This is a genomic window from Acinetobacter sp. B-6 (assembly GCF_056930735.1).
Map to the genome: position 1 here is coordinate 23,668 of NZ_JBXPBY010000016.1, position 12,149 is coordinate 35,816.

The following is a 12,149-nucleotide window of genomic DNA, read 5'->3' on the forward strand; positions in this document are numbered from 1 at the left end:
TTGTACCCTGCTCATGTTACCAACAGCCTTCACTCTAGATCATTCCAATGCGGCTGCCTCCGAAAGATCTTTTGATTTGGTTTCTGGCGCCCAAGCAACTGAAACAATTAGCCCAACCAAAGTTACCGCCGCAGCAACATACATGGTATTTCCAATCCCGATGGTTTCAAGGGACATCGGAACAAGAAAGGTTCCTATTGCCGCACCGATCCGTGTCGCTGAGACCGCCCATCCCATTGCATAAGGACGTAACTCGGTCGGAAAAATCTCATTCGGATAAACAAGTTCCAAAACTTGCGCACCACCAATCAATAAGGCATAAGCGCCAAAAAAGACCAATACCACCATTTCTGAAGAATCAGAGAATGCACCCAGTAACAACAAAGCCAAACCTGACCACAAAAAACTGTGGATCAGCATTTTACGACGCCCCAACACATCAATCAGCTTGGTTCCCACAATACAGCCAATGACAAATAACAGTGTGATGGCAACCGAACCATAGGCTGCCCAATCTCCTTCTAACTTCAGCGCTGCAAGCACTTTTGGAGCAAAAGCATACACAGCAAAAACAGGAATGATGGCGCATGTCCAAAATATAATGACAAACATGAGACGCTTGCCATAGCCCATACGCAACATATCGGCTAATGAGAGTTTTGAAGAAGTCGGTTCTTTAGGCAAATTCGCCAATGAAAATTGATTGCCGTATACCTTTTTGATGACATCTTCCGCATCAGGACTTCTATTTTTGGTAATCAGCCAACGCGCTGATTCGACAGTACCTAGACGAGATAAAAGTAAAATCACACCAATGATGACTGAACTAGAAAGTGCCCAACGCCAGCCTTCATTACCCATGACACGAACAATAATATCGCCAAAAATATAAGCCATTGCTGCACCTGCAAACCATAGAATGGTAAAGCTGGCTAAACGTGAACCTCGGTATTTTTTGGGAACAAACTCTACAAACAGACTGGTTGCAGCAGAATAATCAATCGCAATCGCGATCCCGATTAAAAACCGCAACATAAAAATCATGATGGGTGAGTCTGTCCAAAATTGTAAAACTGAACAAATCAAAAAAATAATAGGTGCCACAAATATAACTTTTCGGCGACCAAACTTATCGGTGAGCCAACCACTAAATAACCCACCAGCAAAAATTCCAAGGAGTGCCGAAGTTGCAATCATCCCTTGCCAAAAGTTAGTAAGTTGTAGATTGGCTGTCATCTGTACCAACGCAATACCAATGATACTGAGTATATAGCCATCCATTAATGAAGCGCCGCCAACAGAGACTGTAAGTCTCTGATGAAATCCATTTAACGGGACATCTTCAACTGAAATGTTAGAATTATTCATTGTTACTTCCTTAATTAAAAGTAAGCCGAACCCACTAAACAATTGAAATAAAAATATTTCAAAGTTTATATTTTATACCTGAGATTAGGGATTCAGCTTTTTTCCATTTAAAAACAATTTGTTATAATATTTCTCTGATCTATGACCTCATTTAAATCAAGAGTCGTTACTTCTGGCGTGTGGCAAACCAACATAAAATTGAACCTAAACACACCATGCCAGCTCCTTGCCAGAAAGAGAGTGAAAGCGGCGTTTGTAAAACGATGGCCGCAAGTGCAGCTGAAAACACAGGAATAAAATAAGAAGCACCAGCCAAAAGTGTGACATTGCCATGCAAAATACCAATATTCCAAGCTGCATAACCAAAACCCATTGCCCCCGCAGCAAGTACAAGATAAATCAGCGCATGTAAATCAAAGTGCATCGGTACTGCACCCATAGCGAGATATTTAATCCATAACACCGCAGCCGTAAGCATAAAAAAGAGTGTGACTCCATTTTTGCCATTGGCAATTCTTGCTGTAACGGTGCAATAGGCAGCCCAAATCAAAGCACCTATAAATGCCAGTCCATAGCTCAAGGGATTATCTTGAATATTTCGTCCAATACTGACCAAATCAAGTCCCTGCTCTCCACCTAAAACCCAACAGATGCCTAAAATTGCGATGATAAAACCGGGTATAACCAGTAAATTTGACTTTTGATGATTGAATAAAATGGCACAAACCATGGTCAAGGCTGACCATAAATAGTTGACCATTCCGACCTCGATTGCCTGTTGACTGGTATTTGCATAGCCAATCGACAGTGCCAAACACAATTCATAAGATACAAACAGTAGGCTTCCCCACATTAGGTAAGCTCGTGGAAATTCTCGTAGTTTGGGAAATCCAATACTCAAGAACAAGAACACTGAAGCAACGCTATATATCATTGCTGCACCTCCTGTTGCTCCCAGACTCTCACTGACGCTACGAATCAGCCCAACAATTGCACTCCATAGCAAGACTGCAATGAGTCCTATGAATGTTGCATTTCTTCTATTTACAATCATCTTCATCACTTATTTAGGTTGTGACACTCGGTCTTTTGTTTGACCAAAGTGCCATTTTTACTGCTCAACAATCACTTAAAAGTTGTATACCAACATCACATTCAGCAGCTTATTCGATTTACCATCGTCGCCTTTTGCCAAAGAGCTGACTGTTCCACCAACAAACGGATCATTCTTACTGATCAAATATTCGGTGTATAACGTTGCATTCTTGTACTCCCACGCCAGCCCAACAATATTACGTTGTGAGTTTTCAAATTCTTTGTGCTTTTTATCAAAACCACTGAGTACCCAATATGGTATTAAATTCAAAGCACCACGCACATGATCGAAGCGATAACTGCTGTCAATTGTGTAGAAATAACCTTGATTGGCAATATCATATTCACTATCAAAAGAACCAAAACCAGAGCTGTCGGGTCTGAGATGATCTTTGTTGTTGATCGACTGTTTTCCCCCAGTCATGACAATATTTAGATTTTTATAACCAATTCGATTAAACAGTGCCCATGTATTTCTTGAGCCATTTTCTGAGGTTTTACGGTTCTCAATCTGTGAATACCAATAACTTGCACCTGCCGAAAGTTTAAGATCATCATGATTAAAAAAGGGGCTTAAAAATTTTAAGTCTTGATCTACCCGTGCCATCCACATGTTCTTTTCTTGCAAGTTGGTTTTTAAAGGGTCAGAGGATGTCACCATATTTGCACTGTAACGAGCTGAGTCTCGACTCTCACCATGATAATTGCCTCCATCTGTAGCAAAGTAAGCCAAATCCACTTTGGTTGCTGACGGCATTTCAAAATGATAATTCACACCTAAATTATGGATATCTTGCAGACCCAGCGTATTGTTGATACTGGCATAGAAACTGCTGTCCCAAAAACGACTTGGACCAAATGGTATAGGCTGTAAACCTACAGTAAGATGATCAGTTGAATTGAAACGATAGCCTGCATAGCCATAAATTAGCGCTGAAAAGTCACATAAAGTATCATATTGATAGCAACGATACTCGGCTTTTCCAAACCAATCAGGAGCGTCATATGCCAGTCTAAGAATTGCAGCATCAAGTTTTACCTTCTGATCTGCGGCAACTTCTCCATAATCTTTGTCTTGATAATTGACGCGTAATGTACCAGATAGCGTTAATGCACCTGTTTCACTTTCTGCTGAGCCAAACGTAATCCCTGCCATAACGGGAAAAGTCATCCCCAACATCAGTAATCCCAAGCCTATTGTGCTTGCTCTTGTATTTGTTGTTTTAAGCATTTTTAATTCCTTTCTTTCCATGATTTATCGCAACAGTATGGTTTTAAAATTCTTGAACGCATCTGATGCAAATGTTGATACTTTTGTCTGTTCCACAGATCAAAGATGAGGAACGATTAAAGGTTGTAGCACTCATCATTCCTCGTTGGTCATCCAATTAAGCTTCTGAAACATCAATCCAGATTGTTTTCAGTTCGGTGTATTGGTCATGTGCCCAAATGGATTTATCACGTCCACCAAAGCCAGACGCCTTATAGCCCCCAAACGGTGTGGTGATATCCCCTTCACCAAAACAATTAACTGTGACTACACCGGCTTGAATTGCTCGCGCCAATTTGATGGCATGACGTAAATTACTGGTATAAACCGAGCCAGCAAGCCCATAGATTGTGTTATTTGCCAAAGCAATCGCTTCTTCAATGGTGTTGAAAGTGGTCACGGCAAGCACAGGTCCAAACACTTCTTCTTGAAATAAAGTATCCGTGGCTTTCACACCGTCTACCACGGTCGGTTCAACGAAAATTCCTTTTTCAGTCTGACCACCATGTAGAATCTTGAGTTTCTCTGCTTTGGCTTGCTCGATGTAGGATTTAACTTTTTCAAAATGGGACTGGCTGATCAATGCACCCAATTTATGTTCTGGATCAAGCGGATCGCCCATTTTCCAATCCGTTAGATGGACGCCAATCAAAGCTAATAATTCATCTTTGACATCGTGATGTACAATCAGGCGTGACGAGGCTGAACAGTTCTCTCCCATATTCCAGAAAGCCCCATTGACAATATGTTGAGCAACCTGATCTAAATATTCAACATCGTTCATCACCACAGCAGGGTTTTTACCACCGCACTCGAGGACGACACGTTTTAAATTTGATTCAGATGCATATTGGAGAAATAAGCGACCTGTTTCAGTAGAACCCGTGAAGCTGACCATGCTGACATCCATATGCCTGCCTATAGGTTCACCAACTTCACGTCCCCCACCCGGCAGCACGTTGAACACGCCTGCTGGAAGACCTGCTTCAACAGACAATTCAGCAACACGTAATGCCGTTAATGTTGTTTCTTTTGCAGGTTTCACCACCACAGAACAACCTGCCGCTAAAGCAGGACCAATTTTCCAAGCCAACATTAACAGTGGAAAATTCCATGGTAAAACTAAACCCACGACACCAATTGCCTCACGCTCAACAATGGATAAAGTATCTGCTCCCACAGGCGCAGTGTTATCATAAATTTTATCAATCAATTCAGCATGCCAACGGATGGTATGAATCATTTCAGGAATATCAGTGAGCTGACATTCACGAATTGGTTTACCACTATCCAAACTTTCCATGACTGCAAGTTCAATGGTATACGCTTCAAGTAAATCGGCAAATTTGAAGAGAATATGTTTGCGCTGATTTGGTGAAAGCTTACTCCAACGTCCATCTTCAAATGCTGCTTTGGCATGCTCAACAGCAATATTGACGTCCTGCTCATTACAAGCAGTAATTTCAGCGAGCACTTCACCTGTGGCAGGATTGGTGGTTCTAAAGGTTTTACCTGAAACAGAAGCTTGAAATTTGTGATTGATAAAAGCCATTGTTGGCAATTTTAATTTTTGTGCAATATCACGATATTCTGCTGCACTTAACAACTCAGCCATTACGCACCTCCTGTAATCGCGGCAACATCACGTTTAAGTTCTGCGACAATAGTTTGGAAGGTCTGCTTTTTCTCAGCGTCCATATCTTGCAATGGCGCACGCACACTTCCTGTACGTAAGCCATTCAATTCACAACCGTATTTAATACATTGAATAAAATGACCTGTTTCGAGGAAATCCATCAACGGCATCATGGCTGCCATAATTCGGCGACCTTTATCAAAGTCTTTTTCAATGACACATGCTTCATATAAGGCAATATGTTCACGTGGAATAAAATTTGAACCTGCACAAGTCCAACTGCGTGCTCCCCATGCAAAGAACTCAAGTGCTTGGTCATCCCAACCACATGAAATTTCCAACTCTGGATAGTGACGTGCCAACATATGCAGTTGATTCATTTCACCGGAACTCTCTTTCAGTCCGACAAAATTTTTAGATTCAGCAAAAACTGTGTCAAAAAATTCTTTTCCCATACTCACACCCATACGTGCTGGGTAGTTATAAAACATCACGGGTAAGTCTGCTGCTTGATCGATGCTTAAAGCATGAACAGCGACTTCTTTTTCAGTTGGTAATGCATAAGGTGGGATCGTCACCAAAATACTGTCAGCTTGAATTTGCTTGGCAACTTTTGCAAATTCTATTGAATCTTCGGTACGAATAGCCCCTGTTCCCACCATTAATGGTACGCGTGAACCAATCACTTCTTTGGCATACTTTGCCAAGTCATAACGTTCTTGCGCAGTATGGGCGTAATATTCACCTGTAGTTGCAGCAACAATGACCCCGTGTACTTTTGCCTCGATTAAATATTCTAAAACATCTGCAAAAGCTGCTTTGTCTATTGCGCCATCTGCTGTCAATGGGGTAATTACAGGTGTGTAAATGCCGTCAAAATTCATGTTCTTTTCTCCATTTGAGGTGTTATATGCTTGCCAGTGCTCAGTTCCAAATCATGGCAAGGTTTTCTGAATTAATTTAAGGTTGTGGATTGTTCCAAACTCATTCCACGTGTTTCAGGTGCAAACGCCAGAGAGACAACCAGTCCCAACAGCGTGACACCCGCTGCCACATACATTGTGTTTCCAATGCCAATTGAATCCAGCGACATTGGCACTAACCATGTTCCTATTGCTGCCCCAATCCGAGAGAAAGCAGCGCCAATTCCCACGCCAATGGGACGTATTTGTGTTGGAAACAGCTCATTTGGATAAACAAATTGCAAGACTTGTGCACCGCCTATGAAAAGTGCATAAAGTCCAAATAAAACCAAAATAAGTATGGGTGAAGCTTCTGAGAAAAAGCCCAAACCCAGTAAAGCCAACCCAGACCACAGGAAACTTTGAATGACCATACTGCGACGCCCCATATGATTGATTAGGCGAGTCGCAAGCACACAACCCACGACAAACAATAGGGTGATCGCTACTGATCCATAAGCCGCCCAGTCACCTTTTAAATGCAAGGCACCCAGAACTTTTGGGGCAAAGGCATACACTGCAAAGACAGGAATGACTGAACATGCCCAGAACATAGAGACAAAAAATACCCGTGCTCCATAACCAGAAGTTAAGAAGCTATTGAAGGAAATTTTCTTTTCTAAAATTTGTGATTGCAGATTATTCAGAGAAAAAGTAGGTCCATAGACTTTTTTAATAATTGCATCTGCTTCAGCAGTACGCCCTTTGCTCAATAACCAACGCGGAGACTCAGGTGTACCTAAACGCAGAATGATCAGTAAGATACCAATCACGGCTGGACTCGCCAGTACCAAACGCCATGCATCTTCAAAGTGACTATTTAAAATCAAGTTTCCAACGATATAAGCCAGTGCAGCACCCACAAACCATAAAATGGTCAAAACGGCCAGACGAGGTCCTCGAGACTGTTGTGGCAAAAACTCAGCGAGTAATGACCCTGCAATGGTGTATTCAAATCCCACACCGATGCCAATCACAAAGCGGCAAAGGAACAACATCATTGCTGACTCGACCCAATATTGAGTTAGAGAACACAAGGTAAATAAGATCGGTGCAACAAAATAAAGTTTTTGTCGTCCAATTAAACCGCCAAGCCAACCACCGAGGAAACTACCAAAAAAGATCCCGATCAAAGCCGAGGCTGCAATCATTCCCTGCCAAAAGCTTGTCATTTGTAATGCTGAAGAGAGTTGCACCATTGCCACACCGACAATACTCAGTACATAACCATCTAAGAGCCATCCACCACCAGTACGGATGGTTAACAGTTGATGAAACCTATTTAAAGGTACATCTTCAATAGAAACATTATTTGTTGTCATCTCTGTCTCCGATCCCTCCAATATTGAAAGGGTGTGCTTCCTACACATTTCCCAAAATAAGGCTGAACAAAGCCTGCAAAATCGAATCAACAATTTCGCTGCGATGAAATGCTTCTGTATTTAGGAGGACTGAATTAATTTAAATCGTTTAAATTCAAAAGTTAAAAATAAGCTTTCATGATGTTGACATATTAACTCTCCAATCCAGCTTTCATTTGCCCCCACCATAGGGTTGCATTTACACCTATGGATAAAAAGGGTTCTGGTGGAACTTTATTCGGTCCAGACGTTGCCAGTAAAAAGTCAATTAATTCACTCCGTTCACCTGCAAGCCAATCTGCTAACAATGTTCCTGTCACCGTACCACGTGTAATGCCGAGTCCATTGCAACATAGTGCACCAAAGACATTTGGCGCTAACTGCCCAAAAAAGCCTTTATGATTTTGTGAAAGCGCCAGTGAACCACTCCATGTATATTCAAAATCCACCGCAGGTAACATGGGGAATCTGTTCTTAAAAGACTGTTCATGACGTTGTAGAAAACGTTTTAAGCAATGTGGCTTAGGTTGTCCGTTGGGATTAAAACTAAAACTGTTTCGCATCAAAATACGATGATCATGAGTACGGCGTACAGTACTCCCAAAAGGGTCAGAAGGGATCACGCCCCAGAAATCTTTACCACCCAGTTGAGCTTGTTCAGTTTCTGTCAAAGGTCGTGTCATGCTGGCATAGAGAAAAACCGGCAACATGGTGCGTTGAATCTGTGAAAATCCAAATCGTTGCCCAAACGCGTTATTGGCAAGGATTAGCTTGTCAACAATGATTAGTCCATTTTCATGTTTTAGAACAACTTTATCCCCATATTCAACTTCAGTAATTGCTGTATTCTCATACAGAGTGACATTGGAAGGCAGACTGTCCGCCAAACCTTTTACCAATGCCGATGGCTGTAATAAAATCGTTCCTGAGGTAAACAATGCCTTTTTATAAAATGAGGTTCCAATGTGATTCGGCAAATCCTGTTCACTGATCACTTGATAATCTTGCCCGAGCTTATCTAAGCCACGCTGGTATGCCTCGAGTACTGCAATACCACGGTTTTCAACTGCACCTTGATATTTACCACTTCTGCGCATATGACAATCAATGCCATGCGCTTTTACCTGTGTTTGAAGTAGTGATTGACCTAGTAAATTGAGCTTTAAGGTTGTTTTGGCAATTTCGATATCACCGATATAATCTTCTGCGCCAATATCGTGAGGCAGATCTATCGCAAAGCCTGCATTGCGTCCTGCTGTACCATATCCGACTTCCTGTGCTTCAATTAAAATCACTTCATCATGAGGAAAATGTTCAGCCAAACGTCTTGCTGCTGCCAGTCCAGTATATCCCGCACCAACCACAGCCCATCTCGCAGAACTTTTGCCTGTATGGCGTGCTTTAACTTGCCTTTGATGGCTCAAATGATACCAAGCGCATTGCTGATCATCTGCGGGTAAGGCGGTGACTTTTGTCATCTTTATCAAACTCCATTGATATATTCACTTCATATTCCACTGTGAAAGGAGCAGATATGTTTAAATCTTTCGTTGATCAATATGAAACGGGTACTTCTATGCCCACAGGCACAACATATTCAGTCATTCGACGGCGAGACAAATCCATATGCAATCTAATGATCTCACCTGCTTCACCTGCATTGTGAGCTTCAATTGCTTCAATGATTTGCTCATGTTGTAAAACCGCCGTATTCAAATCTTCTTGCATATCCTCTGTAGTTGGCGAGCGATAAAAGATTTTGCCTAAACGAGCATGATCAATCAGTAAACGTTCCAAACTTGGTAATAAATATGGGTTATTTGCAATCCTGCCAATTTCCAAATGAAATTGATTGTTATAGTAAACTCGCCCTTCTATATCGCCTTGATCAATCGCTTCTCGAAAGCACTGCTGAATCTGTTTCAGTTGCTGGATTTCAATTTGTGTCGCATTGATGGCTGCTAATTGCGTGGTCGAAATATAAATTAAGGGCGCAGCCAAGAAAAAGTTTCGAAGCGACTGATGGCTCATTGAAGACACACGTGTTGCACGATTTGCCTCAAGTTCTAAGTATCCCTCAGCAGCCATTTGTCTTAAAAGTTCTCTGACGGGCGAACGAGACAGACCAAACTCTTCACTTAGCGCCACTTCATCGACAACAGCACCCGGTGCTAATTCCATGCTAATAATTCGGCGTTTTAGTGTTTCGGCTAAACGTATTTTCTTGTCCATAACAAACCTCTGCGTCCCAGAACTTGATGTCATTCTTAAACTATTCAAGTTGTGTCGACACTTTGTATAATCTCCACTTTTTCAAATCATACAATGTATCGACAATGCAAAAGATAATAAAAAGGACAGAAAATATAAGAAATTTACTCGACTCATATATTTTTTATGTAGCAAATCGGACAAATTAAACAAAGATTAAATTTTATTGATTAATATCTAATACTTATAATAAATTCATATAAAGTTTTGCTGAAAGATAAAACTCAAAAAGGTCATACATAATCATTTCAAACAAGATTGGTTCCATTGAGGATTCAATAATTTCCATGAATCCACCTCAAAAGCATTATTCAAGATAAATCAATATTGATGGAAGTGATAAGATTTTAGTTTGAATCCGTTCCCTCCCTACAAGCATTATTTGATTGACGAAACAACTTGCTTTTATTGCGTCATCATCATCGTTCATTTTTTAATTTTGACGACACCACATGAAGACATCATAGTTAAATTACAAATTAGTCATTTTTAAGAAATTCTAAACATAGAAATAAAAATGTCATGATCCGTGACTAGACTCAAACTGAACAAAAAAAAGCCACTATTATTATTCAAAGGGTATTTGATCTATGTTCTTTCTAAAAATGACCAAGAGGAAAAAACTTCTCGCATTCAGCTTGTTAGCAATCCTCGGCGGTACAACCATTACAGCTTGCTCGGACAATGACAAAGATAATCCGCAAGTGGTTACACCAGTAAAACCAACGACGAAGAATGTCATTTTCTTCTTAGGTGATGGGATGGGCATCACCACCTTAACCGCTGCACGCATCTATTCAGTGGGAGAAGATGGCGATTTAACCATTGATCGCTTACCAGAATCCGCTTTTGTACGTACCTTTTCTGAAGATGGTCAAGTTACAGATAGTGCACCATCTATGGCCGCCTATATGACAGGCGTAAAAATGAAAAATGAAGTCATTTCAATGCAGACAGGTACTGTTGCGACACCACCCAATAGCAATGGAACAAGTAACTGCGACAGTGCTGCCGACAATAAAGATAAAAAACCAGCAGAAACCCTACTTGAACTTGCCAAGTCAAAAGGAATGGGAACAGGCATTGTTACCACAACACGTGTTACTCATGCTACGCCTGCAACCACCTATGCTCATGTTTGTCACCGTGATGCAGAAAACGATATTGCAGCACAGCTGGTTCCAGGGGGCAAAGGCACAGGTTATGCAGCATATAACACTAAGCTCAAAGATGGTGTTGATGTCATTCTCGGTGGTGGTTTAAGACAATTTAAACCTACCTCTGCGGGTGGAAAACGTGCCGATGGTCGTGATCTTATTCAGGAAATGCAAAAGCAAGGTTATAACTTTGTTGCAAATGGAACTGATTTTGCAAAAGTCGATCCAAGCAAAACTCAAAAACTTTTAGGCTTATTTAATTCCAGCCATCTCAATTATGACCTTGATCGAGTGAATAAAAAAATTGATGAACCAAGTCTTGCCGACCTTACCAGCAAAGCGATTGATGTACTACAAGCCAAAAATAAAAGCTTTTTCTTGATGGTAGAAGGTGGACGTATTGACCATGCACTCCATGACACCAATGCAAAACGAGGGCTTCAAGACACTGTGGCTTTTGACAATGCAATTAAAACTGCAATTGAAAAAATGAAAAAAACAGACCCTGAACTTAAGAATACATTGATCGTCGTCACTGCTGACCATGACCATACAATGGTTCTGAATGGCTATGCAAAGCGTACAGGGAAATATGTTAAAGGTGGCGAAACCAGTGTTCTTGGACTGGTTAAAAACTATAACGGTGAAGGTGTAGCAAAAGATATTAACGGAAATCCGTATGCCATTATCGGATTTGGTACAGGTAAAAAACGCCTTGATTTTGATCGTAAAGAACCACGTGGTGTGCTCGTCGACAACGATATTTGTAATCCAGTCAAAGGACCTGTTGGAAATTATAAAGACAGTCTCGGTACAGACATCAGTACTGTTGGTTGGTGTACAGGGGTTGCCTCAGATGACTTTCAACAAGAAGCCGTCGTTCAAACAGGTTTCGCTGATGACGAAACACATGGAGGAACAGATGTATTTTTAGGTGCAATAGGAGCTGGATCTGAAAACTTTTACGGCAGCCTTGAAAATACTGAAGTGTTTCAACGTATTCGAAAAGCCATTGGTCTATAAACAAGG

General features: G+C 41.2%; 9 protein-coding genes. 1 reads left to right on the forward strand and 8 read right to left on the reverse strand.

Annotated elements, in window-relative coordinates; all coding sequences use genetic code 11:
• Positions 1–39: 39 nt before the first annotated feature.
• The 8 genes from AC1Z3T_RS17430 to AC1Z3T_RS17465 all read right to left on the reverse strand — a co-directional run bounded on the left by AC1Z3T_RS17430 (position 40) and on the right by AC1Z3T_RS17465 (position 9,924).
• Positions 40–1,368, reverse strand: coding sequence for an MFS transporter (locus AC1Z3T_RS17430; RefSeq protein ID WP_100884938.1), 1,329 nt, complete (start codon positions 1,366–1,368; stop codon positions 40–42).
• 166 nt (positions 1,369–1,534) lie between these two features.
• Positions 1,535–2,422, reverse strand: coding sequence for an aromatic amino acid DMT transporter YddG (gene yddG, locus AC1Z3T_RS17435; protein ID WP_171266127.1), 888 nt, complete (start codon positions 2,420–2,422; stop codon positions 1,535–1,537).
• A 75-nt stretch (positions 2,423–2,497) separates the two neighbouring features.
• On the reverse strand, positions 2,498–3,694 hold the full coding sequence (locus AC1Z3T_RS17440; protein WP_100884937.1) for a hypothetical protein: 1,197 nt from the start codon (positions 3,692–3,694) through the stop codon (positions 2,498–2,500).
• 157 nt (positions 3,695–3,851) lie between these two features.
• Positions 3,852–5,348 (reverse strand): aldehyde dehydrogenase, encoded by a 1,497-nt coding sequence (locus tag AC1Z3T_RS17445; RefSeq protein WP_100884936.1) that lies wholly within the window; start codon positions 5,346–5,348, stop codon positions 3,852–3,854.
• The gene (locus AC1Z3T_RS17450; RefSeq protein ID WP_009584606.1) at positions 5,348–6,253 is read right to left on the reverse strand and encodes a dihydrodipicolinate synthase family protein; all 906 of its coding nucleotides are present in this window, start codon (positions 6,251–6,253) and stop codon (positions 5,348–5,350) included. Before AC1Z3T_RS17450 ends, AC1Z3T_RS17445 begins: the two co-directional genes overlap by 1 nt.
• A gap of 71 nt (positions 6,254–6,324) precedes the next feature.
• Positions 6,325–7,653, reverse strand: a complete 1,329-nt coding sequence (locus AC1Z3T_RS17455) for an MFS transporter (RefSeq protein ID WP_100884935.1) — start codon at positions 7,651–7,653, stop codon at positions 6,325–6,327.
• Positions 7,654–7,844: 191 nt separating this feature from the next.
• Positions 7,845–9,170, reverse strand: coding sequence for an NAD(P)/FAD-dependent oxidoreductase (locus AC1Z3T_RS17460; RefSeq protein WP_100884934.1), 1,326 nt, complete (start codon positions 9,168–9,170; stop codon positions 7,845–7,847).
• A 76-nt stretch (positions 9,171–9,246) separates the two neighbouring features.
• The gene (locus AC1Z3T_RS17465; RefSeq protein ID WP_009584626.1) at positions 9,247–9,924 is read right to left on the reverse strand and encodes a GntR family transcriptional regulator; all 678 of its coding nucleotides are present in this window, start codon (positions 9,922–9,924) and stop codon (positions 9,247–9,249) included.
• Between the two features lie 629 nt (positions 9,925–10,553).
• On the opposite strand from AC1Z3T_RS17465, the gene AC1Z3T_RS17470 reads away from it, so the two are divergent.
• On the forward strand, positions 10,554–12,143 hold the full coding sequence (locus AC1Z3T_RS17470) for an alkaline phosphatase (RefSeq protein ID WP_100884933.1): 1,590 nt from the start codon (positions 10,554–10,556) through the stop codon (positions 12,141–12,143).
• Positions 12,144–12,149: the final 6 nt, after the last annotated feature.

What these genes read in the sequence shown, in the direction of transcription:
- AC1Z3T_RS17460 (WP_100884934.1), bottom strand. Translation starts at nt 9,170, where the DNA reads ATGACAAAAGTCACCGCCTTACCCGCAGATGATCAGCAATGCGCTTGG.
- AC1Z3T_RS17465 (WP_009584626.1), bottom strand. Translation starts at nt 9,924, where the DNA reads ATGGACAAGAAAATACGTTTAGCCGAAACACTAAAACGCCGAATTATT.
- AC1Z3T_RS17445 (WP_100884936.1), bottom strand. Translation starts at nt 5,348, where the DNA reads ATGGCTGAGTTGTTAAGTGCAGCAGAATATCGTGATATTGCACAAAAA.
- AC1Z3T_RS17455 (WP_100884935.1), bottom strand. Translation starts at nt 7,653, where the DNA reads ATGACAACAAATAATGTTTCTATTGAAGATGTACCTTTAAATAGGTTT.
- AC1Z3T_RS17430 (WP_100884938.1), bottom strand. Translation starts at nt 1,368, where the DNA reads ATGAATAATTCTAACATTTCAGTTGAAGATGTCCCGTTAAATGGATTT.
- yddG (WP_171266127.1), bottom strand. Translation starts at nt 2,422, where the DNA reads ATGATTGTAAATAGAAGAAATGCAACATTCATAGGACTCATTGCAGTC.
- AC1Z3T_RS17440 (WP_100884937.1), bottom strand. Translation starts at nt 3,694, where the DNA reads ATGCTTAAAACAACAAATACAAGAGCAAGCACAATAGGCTTGGGATTA.
- AC1Z3T_RS17450 (WP_009584606.1), bottom strand. Translation starts at nt 6,253, where the DNA reads ATGAATTTTGACGGCATTTACACACCTGTAATTACCCCATTGACAGCA.
- AC1Z3T_RS17470 (WP_100884933.1), top strand. Translation starts at nt 10,554, where the DNA reads ATGTTCTTTCTAAAAATGACCAAGAGGAAAAAACTTCTCGCATTCAGC.